The organism is Pantoea rwandensis (genome assembly GCF_000759475.1).
Classification (GTDB): Bacteria; Pseudomonadota; Gammaproteobacteria; order Enterobacterales; family Enterobacteriaceae; genus Pantoea; species Pantoea rwandensis_B.
Genome location: NZ_CP009454.1, coordinates 1,248,377 through 1,270,935, shown reverse-complemented (window position 1 = coordinate 1,270,935; position 22,559 = coordinate 1,248,377). Strand labels below are relative to the sequence as shown.

The following is a 22,559-nucleotide window of genomic DNA, read 5'->3' as shown; positions in this document are numbered from 1 at the left end:
TTAGTCACAGTTAACCGCACGATTTATGCATTAGCAGGTGGAGACCGGAATGTAGAACGTGCCCTGCAACAAATCAGGCGTGCTGTATTTCAGATCCAGTTTTAGCAGATCTTTACCTGCCCGACGCGCCACGCCCAGTGCCGGCAAGTGGTTGTAGTAAATTTCTGCGGTAAATGCATTGATCTCTTCCGGTGCGCCATGCCAGTCAATCTCGGCATACAAGCCGCTTTCTCCGGTCCAGTTCTGCACATTGCGCGGCATCACATCGGCATACTGACTTTCCAGCGCCTGGAACAAGCTAATGTGCTGCTGGTCGGCAGAATTCACGCCTGGGCTGAACTGGAATCCCAGCCAGCCACGGCTGACATGTTTACCGGCAAAGCGGACAAAATCGCGGGTATGCTGCGCGACCACCTGATTATGATGATCGATGTACTCGCCAAAGCGGCATTCCCACTCAATCACTTCACCACACAGCTGCAACTCCGGCTTCTCGGCCAGACGCGCGTTGACCCACGAACGCTGCGTGGAAATACGACTGTGGAAATCCTTCATCAGCATGTCCGGGATGCGGCGATAGGCGCCGGGCGTCATGGAGAAGTGGCTTTTGAATACTCTCGTGAAATTCTGCTGGTTATCGAAGCCAAAGCGCACGGCAATATCGATGAGCGGCATGCTGGTCAAACGCAGCGCCATCGCTGACATGGTCAGGCGACGCTTACGCGTATACGAGGCCAGTGTTTGGCCGGTCATCTCTTTGAACATGCGCTGCATGTGCCACTTGGAGTAACCAGATTTCAGGGTAATCAGATCGATATTGAGCTCATCGGTCAGATTCGCCTCTATCCAGTCCACCAGATCGTTGATGTACTGTTTTTTAAGATTCAGGCTGAGCATGATTTTTTCAATCGAGTGATAAGTGTGAAGGTAATGAATTTGCGCGATTAGTCACATAAATATAACAAAAACGTATTACTTACGTAAGGAAGAGTAAAGGCAGCGAGGCGGGAAAAGCATTAATTGCTTAGGTTACTAACGTTTTCAGGTCAATTTTACGCTGCGATAATGTGAATAAGGTCGCCATTACCGGCGACCTTCACGCGATTTTTGTAATGGAGTGCACACTGTTGTAAATCTTGTTACTCCGTAAACCTAGTGCGTATGCATGCCTGCTGCGTTCATCATCATACGAAACAGTGATGCCACTACAGCGAGTGCCAGCACACTGGCTCCATAGATGATGACCAGCCACATCACCCGCTTCCACCATGGAGACGGCGTTACTCCGTCTTTCATTTTGCTGACTTCGATTGGCATATTAATGGTACCCCTCGTCGGCTTTGATTTTTCCGCGGAACACGTAATAACTCCAGAAGGTGTAACCCAGAATCACCGGGATAATCAGTAGACCGCCCACCAACATAAACGCCTGGCTGCTGGCCGGAGACGCGGCCTGCCAGATGGTGATCGACGGTGGCACGATGTTTGGCCAGATGCTAATGCCCAGGCCGGAGAAGCCGAGGAAAATCAGCGCCAGCGTCAATAGAAACGGTGAGTAATGCGCTTCACGTTTGATGGCACGCACAATCCCCCACGAGCATAGCACCACCAGCAGCGGAACAGGCAGGAACCAGAACAGGTTTGGTCGTGAGAACCAGCGTTGCGCGATATCCGCGTGGGTGAGCGGCGTCCAGATACTGATAATGCCGACTACCACTAGTAACGTCAGGGTAAGTGGCGTCGCCAATGCTGACATTTTGCGGTGCAGGTCGTGCTCGGTTTTCATAATCAGCCAGGTGCAGCCCAGCAGTGCATAAGCGATCACTAAGCCAACACCGCAAAACAGTGGGAACGGTGCCAGCCAGCTCATTGCTGAACCGGCATATTCACGACCTGATACCGGGAAGCCATTAAGAATGGCGCCCACTGCAACGCCCTGACTAAAAGTCGCCAGCAGCGAACCGGCGATGAACGATTTATCCCAGAACGGACGATGCTCTTCGGTGGCCTTAAATCGGAACTCAAATGCCACACCGCGGAAAATCAAGCCGATTAGCATCGTGGTTAATGGGATCGATAACGCATCCAGCAGCACCGAATAGGCCAGTGGGAATGCACCAAATAGCGCAGCACCACCCAGTACCAGCCAGGTTTCGTTACCGTCCCAAACGGGAGCCACAGTATTGACCATCATGTCGCGCTCAATCGGATCTTTATTGAACGGCAATAGCAGACCAATGCCCAAATCAAAGCCATCCATCACGATGTACATCAGGGTGCCAAACACGATGATGGCGAACCAGATAATAGAAAAGTCGATCATGATTACTGCTCCCCGCGCTTATGAGTATTGGCAGCAGATAACGGGCGAGCTGGAGTGTGCTGCTCTCCGGGACCACCGTGCGCTACTTCTCTGCCTTCTCCGGTCACTGGACCTTCTTTAATCAGCCGCATCATGTAGTGATAGCCGACCCCAAACACCGAGCAGTAGACCAAAATGAAGGCCATCAGGCTGATGCTCATGTGCAGATTGCCATGGGCAGAGACCGCATCAATAGTGCGCTGCACGCCATACACTACCCACGGCTGGCGGCCCATTTCGGTGGTAATCCAGCCAGCCAGAATGGCGATCAGTCCCGATGGCCCCATCAACAAACAGAACCACAGGAATGGTCGCGACTGATACAAACGCTTCTTCACCCGCAGCCACAGGCTGATCACTCCCATGCCGATCATTAACAGGCCTAGCGCCACCATCACGCGGAACGACCAGAAAATCACGGTAGAGTTTGGGCGGTCCTCTTTCGGGAAGGTTTTCAGTGCCGGAATTTGCTTCTCCAGACTGTGGGTCAGAATCAGACTGCCAAGGTAGGGAATCTCCAACGCATATTTGGTGCGCTCCTGCTCCATATCCGGCACGCCGAACAGAATCAATGGCGTGGGCTCACCCGGCTTGTTTTCCCAGTGCCCTTCGATCGCCGCAATTTTCGCAGGCTGATATTCCAGAGTATTCAGACCGTGCGCATCGCCGAGAAATGCCTGAACTGGCGAGACGATTAATGCCATCCACAACGCCATGGAGAACATCTTGCGCACCGCGGGATTGTCATTGCCGCGCAGCAGATGCCAGGCCGCAGAGGCGCCGACAAAGAAGGCACTGGCCAGAAAAGCCGCGGTGGACATGTGCAGTAAACGGAACGGGAATGACGGATTGAAGATGATTTTCAACCAGTCCTGCGGCACCACGACCCCATTCTCAATAATGTAACCCTGAGGGGTGTGCATCCAGCTGTTAGAGGCCAGGATCCAGAACGTTGAGAAGATGGTGCCCAATGCCACCATGCAGGTAGCAAAGAAGTGCAGCCCCGGCCCCACGCGGTTCCAACCGAATAGCATCACGCCAAGGAAACCGGCTTCAAGGAAGAAGGCGGTCAACACTTCATAAGTGAGCAGTGGCCCGGTGATACTGCCGGCAAACTGAGAGAAACCACTCCAGTTAGTCCCGAATTGGTAAGCCATTACCAGCCCGGAGACCACGCCCATACCGAAGTTCACGGCAAAGGCTTTAGACCAGAAATGATAGAGATCGCGATAGGTCTCATTACGGGTTTTCAGCCACATCCCTTCGAGCACCGCCAGGAAACTGGCGAGGCCGATGGTGATAGCCGGAAAAATAATATGGAAGGAGACAGTAAAGGCGAACTGTATCCTTGCCAGGTGAAAGGCATCTAATCCAAACATTGCTTACCTCATTGCCACAAAGTGCACTGGAATTTTTACTTATAATGAACAACAGCGTGCGGGAATCTATTTCGTCTTATCGGATGAAAGGTCGCACTAATGTAAAAGGAAGCAGTCAGAACGAAAATAAACAGAGGAAGTCTTTAAAACTATAACAGTGTTTGTTGATAACGATCATTGTCTTCATCAAAGACTAATTGATTGATATCACAGACCTAAGGTTAACAACCCTCGGTTATTGTAGCGATATTGTTATTAACCTTCGCGCTAAGATCTCATCGTTACCCGTTAACTCTCTCATTTGATTATTTTTTAGTGCGGATAACAGGAAGGTTAATTCAATCTTTCGCCAGATAACGTGTCAATAATTCCAGACAATATGATGTTATCTCGATTGTTAATTAAAATAGCCCTCTTTTAAAACCAAAGGATATATTTTTCCAGGAATAGGCAGGCACATTGCCGCTCCTCTTTCTCTTAACGCTTTGCGGCATAGCGTTTGCAAGCGTTAACCCACTGTGCTTTTTTAGAGCAGCAAAGCCATCGGTTAATCAGCGAAGGAGAGGTTATGACCCGTCTTACCGCACAAGATTTTCCCCAGGAACTGCTTGAGTTATATGACTATTACGCGCACGGCAGGATCAGCAAACGTGAGTTCATCACCCTTGCTGCTAAGTTCACCATCGCCGGCATGACCGGCGCCACCTTGCTCAGCGCCATGAGCCCCAACTACGCGCTGGCGCAGCAGGTTGAATTCACCGATACCGAGATTAAACCCGAATACATTCACTATCCCTCACCACAAGGCCACGGTGAGGTGCGAGGCTATCTGGTGCGCCCGGCCAAAGCCAGCGGCAAAGTGGGTGCAGTGGTGGTGGTGCATGAGAATCGCGGATTGAATCCTTATATAGAGGATGTCGCACGCCGCGTGGCGAAAGCCGGATATATCGCGCTGGCACCGGACGGCCTGAGTTCAATGGGCGGCTATCCCGGCAATGACGAAGAGGGCCGTGCGATGCAAGCCAAAGTCGATCCAACTAAGCTCATGAACGACTTTTTTGCCGCCGTCGATTTCCTGATGCACCACGAAGAGGGCACCGGCAAAGTTGGCATCACCGGCTTCTGTTACGGCGGCGGCGTGGCGAATGCTGCTGCCGTGGCCTTCCCGGAACTGGCTTGTGCGGTGCCGTTTTATGGCCGCCAGCCTAAAGCGGAAGACGTGCCGCGCATTAACGCCCCACTGCTGCTGCACTATGCCGCGTTAGACAAAGGCATCAACGAAGGCTGGCCAGCCTATGAAGAGGCGCTGAAAGCCAACCACAAAACCTATGAAGCCTATATCTATCCTGGCGTGAATCATGGGTTCCACAACGATTCGACCCCACGTTATGACAAAGCGGCAGCCGAACTGGCGTGGAGCCGGACATTGGGGTGGTTTGAGAAGTATCTGCACGGCTGAGAAGGGATACGCGCTGTCGACTGATGTTCATCGAGGGCGGTCTTTATGACCGCCCTTCTTGCCACCTCTACAGTGCGAAATGCCGCAAGGCATCGCGATTGATTTCAATGCCTAATCCCGGCCCGTTCGGGATTTGCACCCATCCATTTTGCTGCACAAGAGGTTCGGCGATAATGGCCTGTCGAATCGGATGCTCGGTTTGGTCGAATTCAAGCAGAGGCTGAACCGGCTGTAGCGATGTGGGCGTATGCGTCGGCACTGTCGCCATCCACTGTAACGAAGCGGCAATACCAATGCCGCTGCCCCAGACGTGCGGATTAACGCGCACACCAAACGCCTGCGCCATATCGGCAATCTTCTTGCACTCCGATAAGCCACCGGCCGCGCAGATATCGGGTTGGATAATATCCATCGCCTGTTGTGTCAGCACTTCGCGGAAACCATAGCGGGTGAATTCGCATTCGCCACCGGCAACCGGGATATCGATCGCCGCTTTCACCGCACGGTAGCCGGCTAAATCTTCTGGCGGCACCGGCTCTTCAAACCAGCCAATATCCAGCTCTTCCACTTCCCGACCAAGCCGAATGGCAGCAACCGCGTCATAAGCGTGATTGGCGTCGATCATCAGCGCGGTGTCTTCGCCAATGGTGTCGCGAATGGCCCGGGTCACCGCTGCATCCTCACGCACGCCAAATCCCACTTTAAGCTTCATGGCCTGGAAACCCTGCTCAATGTAACCCGCTGCTTCTTCGCACAAATAATGCAGCGGGTCGCCACTGTCACGCCGATATAATCCGGTGGCATAAGCCTGCACTTCGGTTCGCGTGGCGCCACCCAGCAGTTGATAAGCCGGGACGCCAAAATATTTGCCACGCAGATCCCACAGCGCGATATCAATACCGCTCAATCCCTGAATCACCACGCCTTTCTGGCCGTGGTCGCGCAGCCTGGCGTAAAGTTCCTGCCAGAGAAAGTCGCAGCGCAGTGCATCTTCGCCCATCAACATCTGCCCGAGTTCATCCACCACCGCTTTGGTGATGCGCGCCGGACCGTAGCACTCTCCCCAGCCAACCAGCCCCTGATCGGTCACTATCTCCACCAGCATCGCGGTGCGGGTATCATAACGGGCACGTGAATAGGCGAACGGTTGGCTAAGTTTGGCACTCAGCAGGTGCGTGTTAACGGCGGTGATTTTCATGATTGTGGCTCCTGCGGGGTGTCAAAAATTTCACTCATGATGCGTCCATCGAGATCGCGTGTGTTAAGGCCAAGCCAGTGCGCCAGCGTCGCCGCAGGGTCGGTCATGCGGTAAGGTCCACGCTGCTGGCGCGGATGGTAGTAACCTTGGCGTATGCCTTTGCCCCTTGCCAGCATCACGCCATAGTTGGAGCCGAGAGCGGTTTCTGCGGTGGGTTTCTGCGGACCATGATTTGCGCCGGGTTCTTCCACAGCACAAATATCTTCACCCGTCTGGCTAACGCCCCAGACGAAACCGGTGTTGTAGGCAAAGACAATGTCGCCTGCGCAGTCGCCCCAGAATCCCAGAGCCACTGCATCGTCACGTCGCAGCGCGATACTCACCGCGTTACGCACATCATCGCCCTCCTGCACCTGCCAGCCGCTCAGTGCCTGCAGGGTGCGGGCGCAGAGATCGTCAACCTGCTGTGGCGCAACGACGTCATGATTCACGAAGATTTCCAAACCGCCGCGCTCTGCTTTGAGATAAAGCGGCGAACGGGCCATATCCGGCAGGCCTTGCGCATCCAGCACGGCCAGCGACTGCTTTTGCAGATAACGATAGATGTCGCACATATAGCTGTTGGGCACAGCGCCGTGATCGGATGCGAGCACCACCAGCGTTTCCTCGTCCGTTTCGTCCAGCAAACGGCCAATGCTGTCATCAAGAATTTGATAACTGCGGCGCATCACCGCGTCATATTGCTCTGCCTGCTGTGCATCAAAGAACGGGGAATCCGGATCGGTCTGCCCAAGGCAGTTGTGGTGCGATTCGTCCACCAGCCGATGCACCGTCGCCCATAACGCAAAGCCCTGGCGTTGCGTTAATTCCAGTGCGCTATCTACCAGCCACTGCGACTGCTCATCGCCCTCCTGCCAGGTTGCGGCCAGATAAGGCGTTTGTGGCGCCGCTTTTGCCACCCCTTTGCTGAAGAAAGGTGTTTGCTGCTGTAAATAACGCGCATCGCTGCTCAGGGCATCGGTACGTGTCACCTGGCTTTGCAAAATTTCGATATTGCCCCGCGCATCACATTCGCCGCAGTAAAAACGCACGCTGCCGGGAATGTCATAAGTGGCCAGAGACAGCCATGCAGACCACTGCCCGATCGGCAGGACAACTCGCTGTTCACCGAATTGCAGGGATGGCTGTCCCTGCTCAACCCGCAGCGTTAACGCCAGCTCATCGCCATGTCCGCCGCGTAACCACAGAACATAACCCTCTTCGCTCGCCTCAAGTGCCTGCCAGGCGCCTTTGTTGTGATACGCCAGCGCACTTTTGGGTGGCCAGCCCAGCGTTTGTTGCTTCGCACCGCCCTGGCCTAAACGCTCGGTGAGGCGCGTGGTGTGTCCCATTGGCCGGAATATCTCGCCCGGCCACGGCTGTGCACGTCCCCAATAGGGCGCAAAGCTGAAGTGGTCGCCATCGGCTTTGACGCTTTCCGGAAAATGCACCAGTGCCGCGCGCTGCCCAGCCTCTTGCATCGTTGCCAGTAAGTTGCGGCTTTGCTGGTTGTCGGGCGGCAATCCCTGGCCAATCCAGCTGGTGCCAGGGCTCTGCCCGGCGAGAAAGGTCACCCAGTTGACATCGCCCCATGCCGAGATAAAGGGCAGCAACTCCGCTGCGGAGCCCTGCTGTAGCATACGAGCAATGTGGGGCAGCGCGCCCTGTGCCACATAGCGTTGCAGCAGCGGCATCGTCAGGCCGTCAACGCCAAAAATAATCGCCTTGCGCATCGTGACTCCTATCAAAGAGAGGGCGTGAGTCGCACGCCGGGAGAGGGGAAGCCGGGCTGCTGCATCAGCCCTTCCAGAATACTTTGCAGACTACTGCGGATGTGTTGTCGCATCGCCTGTTCGGCCGCATCGGCATCGCGCGACTGCATGGCCGCTAAAATCTGACGATGCTCCAGCCAGGATTGCCATTTACGGCCCGGTAGATTCATCGCGATAACGTGAAACAGCTGAAGACGATCCAGATAAAGCGTCATGATGCTGCTGATGTAAGGGTTGTCGGCGTGTGCAAAGATCAGCGTATGGATCTCATCACCGGCATCAGTGGCATTCAGTTCATCATCACGCAGGCCCTGTTCCAGCGCGGCCAGTTTATCCGCCATCACCGCCAGCTCATGATCGGGCGTTCGCTGCGTCGCCTGCCGCGTGGCAATCCCCTCCAGCGCCTCACGAATGACAAACAGCTGCTGAATATCCTGCAATTTGATTTCACTGACGAACCAGCCTTTGCGCGGCGTCAACTCCACAAAGCGTTCTTGCTGCAGGCGATACAGCGCTTCACGAATCGGCGTGCGACTCATGCCCAGCTGGTCAATCAATCCCATTTCTGTCAATGAGCTACCCGGTGCCAGCGTCAGTGACAAAATCATCTCTTTAATACGCCGATAGGCTATTTCGCTGAGCGAAGGCTTGTAGCCAGGACTCTCCATTACGCTTCCTCCCCAACATCGCGCAGTTCAAAACGTTTGATCTTGCCGACCATGAACAGATAGAAAAGGATCACCGCCACCGCATGCGCGATCACGAACCACAACACGCCGTTGAAAGATCCGGTGAGTTGCAGAATGAAGCCGATGATGATCGGCGTGGTAATGCTCGACGCATTGCTGAAGGTGTTAAGCACGCTGCCGGATAAGCCCGCGATCTCTTTTGGCGCGGTGTCAGCGTTGACCGTCCAGCCCATGCCGCCAATGCCTTTGCCGAGGAAAGAGGCCGCCATAATCGCGATGACTGCGGTTTCTGAGTCGGTGTAATTACACAGCACCATCACGCAACACAGCAGCATGCCGCAGACAATCGGCAGTTTGCGCGCCAGTGACAACGACATCCCGCGACGAATCAGCACATCTGACAGGAAGCCGCCCATAATGCCGCCAAGGAATCCGCATACTGCCGGAATGGCAGCGACAAACCCCGCTTTCATGATGGTCATGTGCTTTTCCTGCACCAGGTAAACCGGAAACCAGGTGATGAAGAAGAAGCCAATCGCGTTTAAGCAATATTGCGCAAGGTAGATGCCCAGCATCATGCGGCTGCTGAGTAGTTGCTTCAGCCAGCTGAGACGCGGCTTGTGCTTATCACCATCCATATTCACCAGCGCCCCGCCCTGCTGCATATGATTCAGCTCAGCCTGATTCGTCATCGGATGCGATAGCGGGTCATGCACCAGTTTGCGGAACAACGGCAGAAAGGCGATGCCGATCAGGCCCAGCACGGTAAACACCGAATGCCAGCCGTAGGTATGTGCCAGCCAGCCCATCAGCGGCGCAAAGAACACGGTGGCACCGTATTGCGCGGAGGCAAAGATCGCCGCCGCCGTGCCGCGCTCAGAAGCCGGGAACCAGGCTGCCACCAGGCGACTGTTCGCCGGAAATGACGGTGATTCCGCCGCACCGACTAAAAATCGCAGACAAAACACCACCACGACCGCCGCCGCGCCAGTGACAAAGCCCGCGAGGCCGGTCATCAGGGTGAATAACGACCAGAAAAAGATACTCAGGCTGTAGATCAGTTTCGAGCCGTAGCGATCCAGCAACCAACCGCCCGGCAGCTGAAACAGTACATAGGCCCAGCCAAATGCCGAAAAGATCACGCCCATGTCTACGGCGTTGAGCCCAAGATCTTTTGCCATCCCCGGCCCCGCCAGCGAGATCGAGGCGCGGTCGGCATAGTTAATCAGCGTGACAAAAAACAGCACGGCGACCACCAGCCAGCGCACGTTGGTTCTGCGTGCACTGATCGCCTTATCCAGCATTATCGATTTAGATTGTCCCTGTGGCATGACGTACCTCATGACGACAGCATGAACCTTTAGGCCGTGGTGTTTTCGGCCGCGTAACGCATCACATTCAAATTGGATGCGAATTGTATACAACGTAGATACAGGCTGGAGAGCGCGCCACCGGGGTTACGGGTAACCACTGTTTTTTGCTCATAAAGTGTGAGAAGGATCTAGGGATTCAGGGTGGGATCAGAAAAAAATGTGAGGATGATCGAAGTGAAAAAAAGGGTCAGGTCAGCGCCGCGCGCCGACCTTGCGCATCAGGCGGATGGCGTTTCCTTCACAATACGGTGCACATTGCTTTCCAGCCAGTCGGCCAGGCCAATCACATGCCCTTCAACTTCACGCCCGAGTGGCGTCAGGTGGTATTCCACATGCGGTGGTACCACTTCATAGGCGATGCGTTCGATAAACCCATCTTCTTCCATATAGCGCAGCGTTTGCGCCAGCATGCGTTCACTAACACCACCGATCTTGCGGCGCAGTTCACTAAAACGCAGCGTTTCTTCGCGCAGCGCTAATAATACCAATACGCTCCAGCGGCTGGTGATGCGCTTGAGCACGTCGCGTGAAGGGCAATTTACATTGAGCAGCTCGCCACGGATAAATTTATTACTCAATTTTTCAGACATTTATGCTGCTTCCCCCAAACTAACAAATCTGTAAGTACTTACTAAAAGTTAGTTTATCCCTTAGGCTGATTTCATTCCAGCTCAAACTGAAGGAGAACATCATGATTGCGATTACCGGTGCCACAGGCCAATTGGGCCGTTTGGTGATTAACGAGTTACTGAAAAAAGTGCCTGCCAGCGAAGTGATTGCGGCAGTGCGTTCACCTGAGAAAGCAGACGATCTCAAAGCGCTGGGCGTAACGTTGCGCGCGGCGGATTACAGTAAACCAGACACGCTGAAAAGCGCGTTCAGCGGCGTCGATAAACTGCTGCTGATCTCTTCCAGCGAAGTGGGTCAGCGTGAAGCCCAGCACCAGGCGGTGATTGATGCGGCAAAAGCGGCGGGCGTGAAGTTTATCGCCTACACCAGCCTGCTGCATGCAGATACCACCATGCTGGGTCTGGGCGTCGAGCACCGCGCCACGGAAGCGATGCTCAAGGCCTCAGGCGTGCCCTATGCCCTGCTGCGTAATGGCTGGTACACCGAGAACTATGCCGCCAGCATTGCCCCAGCGCTGGCGCATCACGCCTTTATTGGTGCAGTGGGTGAAGGCCGCATCTCATCGGCCGCCCGCGTGGACTACGCCGCTGCTGCCGCTGAAGTGATCAGCCGTGACGATCAGGCAGGTAAAGTGTATGAACTCGCAGGCGATGAGAGCTATACGCTGGCCGAGTTCAGCGCCGAGATTGCTAAACAGTCTGGTGAGCAAGTGGATTACATCAACCTGCCGCCTGCTGAGTTCGAGGCGGCATTGAAAGGGGCTGGTTTGCCGGATGCATTAGCAGAACTGCTGGCGGATTCTGATGCCGGTGCTGCACAAGGCGGATTGTTCGATGACAGTCATGCACTGAGCAAACTGATTGGCCGCCCGACCACGCCCTATGCTGAAGTGATTAAAGCCACACTGGCGAAGTAATGTCTCATCAGGCCAGCGCACGCTGGCCTGATTCCCGTCTCGTATGCCACCAAATGATCAAAGCAAAGCGCGCTACTTAAGCCAAATAATGGCGATTTTCTTATTTACAGATAATTCTGTGCGCTGATTTGAACCACCATTTAAAACACTGCTTTCACTTCCTGAAATATAGCTTGTTGTAATCGCTGTAAATTCACTAAAAAGCCGGATCAATCGACAAGATTTATTACGTTCATAGATATTTCGCATTGTTGTCTCAGCTATTCAAAGCTCTATAATTTGTGCTTTGAGCAACCAGGCAATTTCAGGAGGCCGCTATTAATACTAACCACCAGCAACGTCAAGCTTTCGGGGAACACGAAGCCCATGCTGATTTGGGGTATCAATACGATCCTCACGAATTTATCCGCGAAGGCATGGAGGATTCCGAGCCGGAACCGGAGCTGATCCAGGGTCTGCCCGCGCCAGATGCGCTCACCCCTGCCGATCGCTATCTTGAACTGTTCGAGCATGTGCAGATGTCGCGCATATTTCCGGATGGAAAAACATTCCCGGACTGCGCGCCAAAATATGATCCGCTGGATATATTAATCCGCTATCGTCGCACGCGTCGCTCGGCCGAATTCGATCTCGAAAAATTCGTGCACGACCATTTTTATTTGCCACAGGTAAATGAAAGTTTTTATGTTTCCAATCCGGATAAATCGCTGACGGAACATATTGACGAGCTGTGGCCGGTGTTAACCAAAATGCCGCAACAGCATTTACCGCACTCATCGCTGCTGCCGCTGCCAAAACCCTATGTGGTGCCCGGCGGACGCTTTGGTGAGACCTATTACTGGGACTCCTATTTCAGCATGCTCGGCCTTGCCGATGCCGGGCGTGACGATTTGCTGCGCGACATGGCAGATAACTTCGCATGGCTGATCGATAACTACGGCCACGTGCCAAACGGCAACCGGACTTATTATCTCAGCCGCTCACAGCCTCCGGTGTTTGCCCTGATGGTTGAGCTGTTTGAAGAGGATGGGATTCGCGGTGCCAAGCGTTATCTCGACCAGCTGATGAAAGAGTATCAGTTCTGGATGGATGGCGCGGGCGAGCTGATGCCACATCAGGCGTATCGCCACGTGGTGCGTATGCCGGATGGTTCACTGCTCAACCGTTACTGGGATGACCGCGACACGCCGCGTGATGAGTCGTGGATGGAAGACGTGGAAACCGCCAGCAAATCCAGCCGTCCGGCGAATGAGGTGTATCGCGATTTGCGTGCCGGTGCCGCATCGGGTTGGGATTACTCCTCACGCTGGTTGCGCGATCCACAGCGTCTGGCCAGCATTCGTACTACCCAGTTTATTCCGGTGGATTTGAATGCGTTTCTCTACAAGCTGGAGCTGATGATCTCCACGCTGTCACACGCCAAAGGTGAAGAGCTAACGGCGCTGGCATGGCAGAAAAAAGCCGATACGCGTAAGCAGGCGATTCATCGTTACCTGTGGGATGACACCGCAGGCGTGTACCGTGATTACAACTGGCGCGACGAACGCTTTGGTGCCTTCACGGCTGCAGCTGTGGTGCCGCTGTTCCTTGGCCTGGCTTCGCCGGAGCAAGCGCATCTGCAGGCGGTGGCGCTGCGTCAGCTGCTGCTGACTCAGGGCGGCCTGGTGACATCAATGGTAGAGAGCGGTGAACAGTGGGATAAACCCAACGGCTGGGCGCCATTACAATGGATGGCGGTGGTGGGTCTGAATCATTACGGTGAAGAGACGCTGGCGACAGAGATCGCCGTTAACTGGCTGACCACGGTGAAGAACTTCTATTCACTGCATCACAAGCTGGTGGAGAAGTATGACATCAGCGGCGATCGTGCCCGTCCGGGTGGCGGTGGTGAGTATCCACTGCAGGATGGCTTCGGCTGGACCAACGGCGTGACGCGTCGGTTGATGACCATGTACGGGCATTTGCTGGCGGATTAAAAAACACAAAGGGCGCCTCAGCGCCCTTTTTTATGACCAGCCGTGCAATGTATGGCGAATTTGATAGCAGCAACACCGCTGCCAGTTAGCGCAATCAATCGCGGCGCATCGAAACCTGCGATTATTTATTTCCCTGCAGGAACGCCAGCAAGTCGTCGTTCAGTTGGTCCTGATGCGTCACCGCAAAACCGTGCGGGCCGTTCTCGTACACTTTCAGCTCTGAACCTTCGATCATCTCGTGTACCAGCTTACCGGTGGCTTCAAACGGCACGATCTGGTCATTGCTGCCGTGGATCACCAGCGTTGGCACATCCACTTTGGCAATATCAGCGCGGAAATCGGTTTCCGCAAACGCCGTGACACAATCGATCGTGCCTTTCAGTGAGGCCAGCAGCGCGATATTCAGCGTCTGTGTCATCACGCCCTCAGAAATGGTCTGTCCGGCATTGGCGCCATAAAACGGTGTGGCGAAGTCTTTAATAAACTGCGCCCGGTCTTTACGCAGGCCCGCGTTGATGCCATCAAATACCGCTTTTTCAACGCCTTCCGGATGATCATCGGTTTTGCCGAAGATGGGCGTCACCGCACCCAGTAGCACCAGCCCTTTCACCTTCGCCGTGCCGTAACGACCGATATAACGTGAAACGTCACCGCCGCCCATTGAGAAGCCCACCAGCGTGATGTCATCCAGTTGCAGATGCTCAATCAGCGCATGGATATCATCGGCGAAGGTATCGTAATCGTAGCCTTCCCACGGCTGCTCAGAGCGACCAAAGCCGCGACGGTCAAACGCAATGGCACGATAGCCACGTTCAGCAAGAAAATTCAGCTGGCTCTCCCACATATCTGCGTCCAGCGGCCAGCCGTGGCTGAACAGGACTGGCTGACCTTTGCCCCAATCTTTGTAGTAGAGGTTAACGCCGTCTTTCGCTTTGAATGTGCTCATGTTTTTTGCTCCGTTAAGTGAGTGATGTTGTGTCTGCCAATCAAACTACATCGGTCTAACTGAAAAACCTAAAGCAGAGATTTTGACAACTTGTTCAAAGATTTTTGCCCTGCGAGGCTGTCAAAAAAGCCTGAACAAGTTGGCCGATTTTTTCCGCTATCAAGCGTCTCACGGGCTTCGTAAGGTGCATACATCGCACATTTACAGGAACACGATGATGAGCCAGCAAAACCCCACGACGCCACGCGGCGGCGCTTTTTCTCCCTTCGCCTACGGGCTGTTCGCCCTGATCTGGACGGCCTCAGTACTCGGCAACACCGGTAGCTTTATCCGCGACGTTGCCAGCGCCTGGCTGGTGACCGGATTATCCGATAACCCGACCGCCGTGGCGTTGATGCAAACGGCGGCCACCCTGCCGGTGTTTTTACTGGCACTACCAGCGGGCGTGCTCTCTGATATCGTCGATCGCCGCCGATTACTCATCGTGGTGCAAATCCTGATGGCCAGCGTCAGCGGCACCCTGCTGGTGCTGTCGCACAATCACTGGCTTACCGTAGAGTGGCTGATCGGCCTGACCTTCGTCGGCGGTATCGGCGCAGCGCTATTCGGCCCAGCATGGCAGGCGATTGTGCCGGAACTGGTGCCGCGTCATGAGCTGAAAAACGCGGTTGCGCTTAACTCGCTAGGCATCAATATTGCCCGCGCCATCGGTCCTGCCACCGGCGGTTTGCTGCTGGCAAGTTTAGGCGCCATGGCGGCATATGGTGCCGATGTGGCGAGTTATTTTTTCGTTATTGCTGCCCTGCTGTACTGGAAACGCCCGGCGAAAGCCAAGACCGAGCTGAATGAGCACTTCTTTGGCGCCTTCCGTGCTGGCCTGCGCTATGTCAAAGCCAGCCGCGAACTGCACCGTGTGCTGTTGCGTGCAGCAATGTATTTCGCCTTTGCCAGTGCCATCTGGGCGCTGTTGCCATTGGTGGCACGCACCATGCTGCACGGTACCGCAGGCTTTTACGGCTTGCTATTGGGTGCGGTGGGCGCCGGTGCGATTGCCGGTGCGCTGCTGCTGCCGCGTCTGCGCAGCAAACTGAGCAACGATGGTTTGCTGCTGCTCTCTGCGGTGCTGAGCGCGCTAGTGATGCTGGCATTAGCGATGAGCCCGCCGCAGTGGCTGGCGCTGCTGTTGATGTTGGTGCTGGGCGTCGGCTGGATTATTGCGCTGACCACTTTGAATGGCGTAGCGCAGGCGGTATTGCCGGATTGGGTGCGCGGTCGTGGTCTGGCGGTGTATCTGATGGTGTTTAACGGCACATTGGCCGGTGGCAGTCTTGCGTGGGGCCTGATCGCACAGCAGCTCGGTCTGGCCACCACTTTGCTGATTGCCGGGGCCGGTCTGGTGATCACTGGCGTACTGCTGAAACGTCTGGCGCTGCCTGCAGGTGAAGCGGATTTGCAACCCGCTGAGCATTGGGCCGCACCGGTGGTGCACAACGATGTCGATGTGCGTCATGGTCCGGTGTTGATTCAGATTCGCTACCGCGTACCGCAGGAAGATCGCGCCGCCTTCAAAAAAGCGATTCACAAACTGGCACAGTCACGCCGTCGTGATGGCGCCTATTCATGGGGCTTAATGGAACAAACCGACGATCCGACGGCATTGCTGGAGTGGTTTATGGTGGAGTCCTGGCAGGAGCATATGCGTCAGCACCAGCGTGTGTCGCACGCCGATGCTGAGTTGCAGCAAGCGGTTTTGCAATATCATCAAGGCGAGGAAGCCCCGCAGGTCAGTCACCACATTGCGATATAACGACGCTTTACGCGGGAGAATAAATCTCCTGTAAACCCGGCAGCGTGAGCAGGTGCTCACGCCACCAGGTTGCCGCATTGCCGGTTGCTGTTTCATTCCACGCCAGATACGCCATATCGCGGCGGCATTCGCTATCCAGCTGGCGTGCCACCAGCGCCCCGCTCTCCAGATGCGGTCTCGCCAGGTACAGCGGCAGATAGCCACAGCCCAAACCATCCAGCTGCGCCTGCAGTTTCGCCGGGAAGTCATGCACGCTCAGGGTTTTCTGTTCATCCAGCACGCGTAAATCGATGCCTGCGCCATGACGAGACGAGTCGTGTACGGTAACCGCGCGGTACTGGCGGATCTGCTCACGCAGCAGCGGTTCCGGTGCTGAAGCAAGAGGATGTTCCGGCGCGACTGCAAACACATAATCCAGCCAGCCGAGCGGTTGGCAGACAATCTCTTTGCGCGTGGCGGGTTCCTGCACCGCGCCAAAGACAATGTCCGCTTCGCCATAGTTGAGCGCTTCCCAGCAGCCAGCCAGTACGTCCTGACGGAATTGCAGCTGAGTATGCGGATGCTCCTGATAAAAACGATCAATCAGCGGCGTGAGAATACGAAACGGCAGTGAGGCATCCACGCTGATCACCAGCTGGCTTTCCCAGCCACTCTCAACATAGCGCGCCTGTTGTTCTAACTCGTTGACCGCGCGAAGCAGAGTGCGGCCTTTTTCCAGCATCAAACGCCCGGTTGGGGTGAAAGTGGCGCGATGGCCGGAGCGATCGAGCAGTGTGATCTTGAGATCGCTCTCCATCTTCTGCACGGTATAGCTCAACGCCGATGCGGTTTTAAACAGTCGCGCAGCCGCAGCGGCAAAGGTGCCGTGGCGATCCAACGCATCCAAAATCAGCAGCGCCTCAAGGTTTAAACGCATTCCCCATGCCTCCCCAAAAATTGTTGAACAACAACCCAAAATCTATCCGTTATCAATAAACGCTCTCATTTCGTATTTTTTTACTCAACGACGCAAGCACTTTCACCAGCGGAAACTCAGGAACTTACGATGAATTACTCACAGCAAGCCAACCATGTGACGCTGGTGATTACCCACAGCATCCTGCCAGAACAGCAGGCCCGTTATGAGCAGTGGCTCGACACCATTATGCCGCAGGCCGCGAGCTTTCCCGGCCATCTCGGCGTCAATGTGCTGCGCCCGGTGCACGGCGACAACGCTTACACCGTGCTGATTCGCTTTACCGGGCTGGATGAGCTGTACGCCTGGCTGAAATCGGACCAACGCAACGCGTTAATCCAAGACCTGCCGACGATGCTGGCACAGCCGGAACATATTGAAGTGCGTCCTGGCGCCGCGTTCTGGTTCACCCCCACGCAAAAAGGCCAGGTCAAACCGGCGAAATGGAAACAATACTTACTGACACTGGGAGTCATTTTTCCTTCTACCAACCTGGTGCCGTGGTTATGGAATCAGGTATTGCCCGCCGCGCACGGCACGCTGTGGGGCCACTTACTGAATGATGCCAGCGTGGTGGCACTGGTGGTGTTCTTGTGGATGCCGATGGTAACTCGTGTTTTAAAACAGTGGCTTATTGGCCGCAACGCGTAATCTAACTGGAGAAGAGATAATGACAACGGCCTCACTGATTTTTACCAACGGCAAATTCCACACCGTGGATCGCGCCAACCCTTTAGCCACCGCTGTGGCGATCAAAGACGGCAAGTTTCTCGCGGTGGGCAGCGAAGCGGAAGTGATGCGCTTTGCCGGCAGCGATACGCAAATTATTGATGCCAAAGGGCACACCGGTATTCCCGGCCTCAACGACTCGCACCTGCACCTGATTCGTGGCGGCCTCAACTACAATCTTGAGCTGCGCTGGGAGGGCGTGCCGTCGCTGGCCGATGCACTTCGCATGCTGCGTGAGCAGGCCCTGCGCACGCCTTCACCACAGTGGGTCCGTGTCGTCGGCGGCTGGAGCGAATTCCAGTTTGCTGAACGCCGCATGCCAACGCTGGATGAGATCAACGCCGCCGCGCCCGATACTCCGGTGTTTATTCTGCACCTGTATGACCGCGCCCTGCTGAACCGCGCCGCACTGCGGGTTGTGGGTTACACCAAAGACACGCCGAACCCGCCGGGCGGTGAAATCCAGCGCGACAGCAATGGTAATCCCACCGGTATGCTGATTGCGCGTCCGAATGCCATGCTGCTGTACGCCACGCTGGCGAAAGGACCGAAGCTGCCGCTGGAGCAGCAGGTTAACTCCACACGTCAGTTTATGCGTGAGCTGAACCGCCTCGGCCTGACCAGCGCGATTGATGCGGGCGGCGGCTTCCAGAACTATCCCGATGATTACGATGTGATTTCGGAACTGCACACCAAAAAGCAGCTGACCGTGCGCATTGCCTACAACCTGTTTACCCAGCGTCCCGGCCATGAGCTGGAAGATTTCGAGAAGTGGACCGACATGCTGAAGCCGGGCCAGGGCACCAATTTCCTGCGTCACAAAGGTGCGGGCGAGATGCTGGTGTTCTCGGCGGCAGATTTCGAAGACTTCCTCGAACCGCGCCCCGATCTGGCCCCCGGCATGGAAGATGAACTGGAGCGCGTGGTGCGCCATCTGGTTGAGCATCGCTGGCCGTTCCGTCTGCATGCCACCTACAACGAATCGATCAGCCGCATGCTGGACGTGTTCGAAAAAGTAAACCGCGATATTCCATTTAACGGCCTGCACTGGTTCTTTGACCACGCCGAGACCATCACCGAAGCCAATATTGAGCGCGTCAAAGCGCTGGGTGGCGGGCTGGCCGTGCAGCATCGTATGGCGTTCCAGGGTGAATACTTTGTCGATCGCTACGGTAAAGAAGCCGCCAAACAGACGCCGCCAGTGGCGCGCATGCTCGATGCGGAAGTGCCCGTCGGTTTGGGCACGGATGCCACCCGTGTCGCCAGCTACAACCCGTGGACCGCGCTCTACTGGCTGGTTTCTGGCCGCACCGTCGGCGGCATGCAGTTATACGATGACAATTCGCGTATTGACCGTGAAACCGCGCTGATGCTGTGGACCAAAGGCAGCGCCTGGTTCTCCAGCGAGCAAAACGCCAAAGGTGAAATCAAAGTGGGTCAGTTAGCGGATCTGGTGCTGCTGTCGAAAGATTTCTTCAGCGTGCCGGAAGAGGAGATTAAAGGGATTGAATCGGTGTTGACGCTGGTCGATGGCGAAGTGGTGTATGCCGCGGGCGGCTTCACGCCGCTGTCGCCGCCACCGGTACCAGTGTTGCCAGAGTGGTCTCCGGTGGTCACCGTGCCGGGCCACTACCGTAGCGCGCCACCGCAAGCCAGTGGTCGTGCGGCGATGATGCCGAAAGTGCACCAGTGCAGCGGCCCTTGTGGCGTACACAGCCACTCGCACGATGTGGCACGCCAGTCTTCGGTGCCGGTGTCGGATAACCATGCCTTCTGGGGTGCGCTGGGCTGTTCGTGCTTCGCGTTTTGAGTTAAAGGCGGTTTAGGGCCCTCTCCTGGTGAGAGGGCTTTGCTGCAAATTGGGACACCGACTTTGGCGCTGGCGCGGGTCTGTTTCCCCAACCGCAAAAGATTACCCCGCCAGGCCAAACCCTTGCTTGCCGTTCTTCTTAATCTGGTACATCGCTTCATCGGCACGTGTCAGCGCCTCATCAAAACTAAAGTGCGGCTGTACCGTCGCCACGCCAATGGAAGCACCAATGTGCGCATGGCCGTTATCGACATCGAACGGCGTCAGCGCGGCATCCAGCACCGACTGCATCATGATGCGCACTTTGGGGAAATCGATCAGGAACGGCATCAGCAGCACAAACTCATCCCCGCCCAGGCGACCCACCACCACGTTTGGCGGCACCTGGTCAAGAATGCGCTGGCTGAGCTGAATCAGCACTTCATCGCCACTGCGATGGCCCAGCGTATCGTTAACATGCTTAAAATTATCGAGATCGATAAATGCCACGCACAGCGGCCCCTGCGTTTTCATTTTGCTGAAATGCGTTTGCAGCGCATGGCGGTTGGTCAGACCGGTTAGCGGATCGTGATGAGCCAATGAAGAGAGCTGCGCTTCATACTGCTTCTCTTTGGTCATATCGATATGCGTGCCGGTAACTTTGAGCGGATTCCCCTCTTCATCCCACTCGGTCACGCGCCCGCGATCCAACACCCAGGTAATTTTGTCGTTCTTACCCAGCATGCGATGCAGCGCTTCATAGTAAGGCGCACGCCCTTCGATGTGATCGTAAAACGCCCTGAGCACTTCATCGGCGTCCTCGGGGTGCAGGCGTTCGCGCCAAACTTCAAACTGCGCTTTGGTCTCTTTCGGCTGAAAACCCAGCATCGAACCCCAGCGTCGATTGAAAATCACCAGCTTGCCGCTGGGAATATCCAGCTGCCACAAACATAAACCGGTTCCGTCCAGCGCCGCACTCAGCTTGTTTCGCGCGTCATGCGCTATGCGCTTTAAGCGCGCATTATGCTTTTTCAGGTTCTGAATCTGCTGACGCAGCGCTTCTTCGGACATGATGGCTGACGGAGAGGAAATAAGGGTTATTCTGCCTGCCAAGAAGTTTCTGATAAATAAAACAAATGAAAAGCCGATCAGTAGCGGAAAATTGCATCAAGCTCAGAGGGAACGGCGAAGCATTGAGGTTATTTCAGCTAACAAAACTTTCTTTATTCCTGCAAAGCAGTGGAAAACGCGCCAGAAAAATGGCGCATCTCTCTTTATCGTTCTCTTTGCGTTAGCGTCCGCATTAAAGTCAGGCCGCATAAATCCTCCATTCCCCTGCCTCGACTAAGAAATTGTGTTCTGTGACGCGGATCAACAGATATTCGCGAGTCGATGCTGGGATCATGTTTACTAGAATGGTAGTTTAACAGTTATCGCAGCAACACGATGACGGTGGATGAGATTATGCAACTGACAATGCGTTGGTTTGGTCCCAAAGAAGATAAAGTTTCGCTGGAATATATTCGCCAGGTGCCGGGTGTCCGTGGCGTGGTGGGCGCGTTGTATGACGTGCCGGTCGGGGAAACCTGGCCGAAAGATAAGATTCAAACGCTGGTTGATCAGGTGCATGCCGCCGGTCTGACGGTGGAAGTGATCGAGAGCGTCAACATTCACGACGACATCAAAATCGGCCTGCCGAGCCGCGATCAATATATCGAGAACTACAAGCAGAGCATCCGCAACCTCGCCGAAGTGGGCGTGAAAGTGATCTGCTACAACTTCATGCCGGTATTTGACTGGATGAAGACCGACATGAACTACGTGCTGCCAGACGGCTCACTTACCATGGCGTTCGAGAAGAAAGGCATTGATAAGAGCCTCGACGAAGTGGTGCAGGAGGTGTTGGGCAACTCAAACGGTTTCGCACTGCCGGGTTGGGAGCCAGAGCGTCTGGCGAAGGTGCAGGATCTGTTTGCGCAATACAAAGACGTTGATGACAACAAGCTGCGTGAAAACCTCGCATACTTCCTGAAAGCGGTGATCCCGGTGTGTGAAGAAGTGGGCGTGAAGATGGCGATCCATCCTGACGATCCACCGTACTCGATCTTCGGTCTGCCACGCATTGTGAAGAATCGCGAAGACCTCGACTGGATCTGTAACGTTGTGGATTCGGAGGCTAACGGCATCACGCTGTGTACCGGATCAATTGCGGAAGATCCGCAGAATGATGTGTACGGTATTCTGGCCGAGTTCTCGCGCCGCAAACGTATTCCGTTTGCGCACGTGCGTAACATCAAGATTATTCAGGACAAAGATTTCTACGAGTGTGCACACCCGACCGAATACGGCTCGCTGGATATGTACAAAGTGCTGCAATCGATGCACGACAACGGCTTCGATGGCTATATCCGTTCCGATCATGGCCGCTTTATCTGGGGCGAAACCGGACGTCCGGGCTACGGTCTGTATGACCGTGCACTCGGCACCACTTACCTGATGGGTCTGTGGGAAGCGCTGGAAAAGCGCTAATTCACCCCGCC

The 22,559-nt window shown here is 55.2% G+C and carries 19 protein-coding genes; 7 read left to right on the top strand and 12 right to left on the bottom strand.

Translation table 11 applies throughout. From position 1 onward, the window contains the following. Positions 1-30: 30 nt before the first annotated feature. From LH22_RS05900 to LH22_RS05890, 4 genes are all read right to left on the bottom strand, one after another. Positions 31-897: a helix-turn-helix domain-containing protein gene (locus LH22_RS05900; RefSeq protein WP_038644867.1), complete on the bottom strand. Its 867-nt coding sequence runs from the start codon at positions 895-897 to the stop codon at positions 31-33. A gap of 255 nt (positions 898-1,152) precedes the next feature. Next, on the bottom strand, positions 1,153-1,317 hold the full coding sequence (locus LH22_RS20100) for a DUF2474 domain-containing protein (protein WP_071845593.1): 165 nt from the start codon (positions 1,315-1,317) through the stop codon (positions 1,153-1,155). A gap of 1 nt (position 1,318) precedes the next feature. Further along, positions 1,319-2,323 (bottom strand): cytochrome d ubiquinol oxidase subunit II, encoded by a 1,005-nt coding sequence (gene cydB, locus LH22_RS05895; protein WP_038644865.1) that lies wholly within the window; start codon positions 2,321-2,323, stop codon positions 1,319-1,321. 2 nt (positions 2,324-2,325) lie between these two features. Continuing rightward, positions 2,326-3,741, bottom strand: a complete 1,416-nt coding sequence (locus tag LH22_RS05890; RefSeq protein ID WP_038644863.1) for a cytochrome ubiquinol oxidase subunit I — start codon at positions 3,739-3,741, stop codon at positions 2,326-2,328. 568 nt (positions 3,742-4,309) lie between these two features. Here LH22_RS05890 and yghX point away from each other — a divergent pair. After that, entirely contained in the window at positions 4,310-5,200 is an 891-nt protein-coding gene (yghX, locus tag LH22_RS05885; protein WP_038644861.1) for a YghX family hydrolase, read from the top strand. A 67-nt stretch (positions 5,201-5,267) separates the two neighbouring features. Here the strand turns inward: yghX and LH22_RS05880 are convergent, their stop codons facing one another. The 5 genes from LH22_RS05880 to LH22_RS05860 form a co-directional block, all read right to left on the bottom strand. Next, complete coding sequence (locus tag LH22_RS05880; RefSeq protein WP_038644859.1) at positions 5,268-6,398, bottom strand: mandelate racemase/muconate lactonizing enzyme family protein; 1,131 nt, start codon at positions 6,396-6,398, stop codon at positions 5,268-5,270. After that, complete coding sequence (locus LH22_RS05875; protein ID WP_038644857.1) at positions 6,395-8,170, bottom strand: alkaline phosphatase family protein; 1,776 nt, start codon at positions 8,168-8,170, stop codon at positions 6,395-6,397. The genes LH22_RS05880 and LH22_RS05875 overlap by 4 nt, the downstream gene beginning before the upstream one ends. Positions 8,171-8,181: 11 nt before the next feature. Continuing rightward, entirely contained in the window at positions 8,182-8,877 is a 696-nt protein-coding gene (locus LH22_RS05870; RefSeq protein ID WP_038644856.1) for a GntR family transcriptional regulator, read from the bottom strand. Beyond that, positions 8,877-10,229: an MFS transporter gene (locus LH22_RS05865; protein WP_276203257.1), complete on the bottom strand. Its 1,353-nt coding sequence runs from the start codon at positions 10,227-10,229 to the stop codon at positions 8,877-8,879. Before LH22_RS05865 ends, LH22_RS05870 begins: the two co-directional genes overlap by 1 nt. Before the next feature lie 260 nt (positions 10,230-10,489). Then, on the bottom strand, positions 10,490-10,861 hold the full coding sequence (locus tag LH22_RS05860) for a winged helix-turn-helix transcriptional regulator (protein ID WP_038644852.1): 372 nt from the start codon (positions 10,859-10,861) through the stop codon (positions 10,490-10,492). Positions 10,862-10,962: 101 nt separating this feature from the next. Between LH22_RS05860 and LH22_RS05855 the strand changes: the two genes are divergently transcribed. Both LH22_RS05855 and treF read left to right on the top strand, forming a co-directional pair. After that, entirely contained in the window at positions 10,963-11,817 is an 855-nt protein-coding gene (locus LH22_RS05855) for an SDR family oxidoreductase (RefSeq protein WP_038644850.1), read from the top strand. Positions 11,818-12,134: 317 nt separating this feature from the next. Continuing rightward, positions 12,135-13,793, top strand: coding sequence for an alpha,alpha-trehalase TreF (gene treF / locus LH22_RS05850; protein ID WP_052059359.1), 1,659 nt, complete (start codon positions 12,135-12,137; stop codon positions 13,791-13,793). Between the two features lie 121 nt (positions 13,794-13,914). On the opposite strand, the gene LH22_RS05845 is transcribed toward treF, so the two are convergent. Continuing rightward, positions 13,915-14,739, bottom strand: coding sequence for an alpha/beta fold hydrolase (locus LH22_RS05845; RefSeq protein WP_038644846.1), 825 nt, complete (start codon positions 14,737-14,739; stop codon positions 13,915-13,917). 217 nt (positions 14,740-14,956) lie between these two features. Between LH22_RS05845 and LH22_RS05840 the strand changes: the two genes are divergently transcribed. Further along, positions 14,957-16,546, top strand: coding sequence for an MFS transporter (locus tag LH22_RS05840; RefSeq protein WP_038644844.1), 1,590 nt, complete (start codon positions 14,957-14,959; stop codon positions 16,544-16,546). A 7-nt stretch (positions 16,547-16,553) separates the two neighbouring features. Here the strand turns inward: LH22_RS05840 and LH22_RS05835 are convergent, their stop codons facing one another. Continuing rightward, a complete protein-coding gene (locus LH22_RS05835) occupies positions 16,554-17,462 on the bottom strand; it encodes a LysR family transcriptional regulator (protein ID WP_038644842.1) in 909 nt (302 codons plus the stop codon). Positions 17,463-17,591: 129 nt separating this feature from the next. Here LH22_RS05835 and LH22_RS05830 point away from each other — a divergent pair, with 129 nt between their 5' ends. Both LH22_RS05830 and LH22_RS05825 read left to right on the top strand, forming a co-directional pair. Continuing rightward, positions 17,592-18,152: an antibiotic biosynthesis monooxygenase gene (locus tag LH22_RS05830; RefSeq protein ID WP_038644840.1), complete on the top strand. Its 561-nt coding sequence runs from the start codon at positions 17,592-17,594 to the stop codon at positions 18,150-18,152. A gap of 19 nt (positions 18,153-18,171) precedes the next feature. Next, entirely contained in the window at positions 18,172-20,040 is a 1,869-nt protein-coding gene (locus LH22_RS05825) for an amidohydrolase (RefSeq protein ID WP_038644838.1), read from the top strand. Between the two features lie 102 nt (positions 20,041-20,142). Here LH22_RS05825 and LH22_RS05820 read toward each other — a convergent pair whose 3' ends face one another. After that, complete coding sequence (locus LH22_RS05820) at positions 20,143-21,090, bottom strand: sensor domain-containing diguanylate cyclase (RefSeq protein ID WP_038644836.1); 948 nt, start codon at positions 21,088-21,090, stop codon at positions 20,143-20,145. 393 nt (positions 21,091-21,483) lie between these two features. Between LH22_RS05820 and uxuA the strand changes: the two genes are divergently transcribed. Beyond that, complete coding sequence (uxuA, locus tag LH22_RS05810; protein WP_038649887.1) at positions 21,484-22,548, top strand: mannonate dehydratase; 1,065 nt, start codon at positions 21,484-21,486, stop codon at positions 22,546-22,548. Positions 22,549-22,559 lie beyond the last annotated feature (11 nt).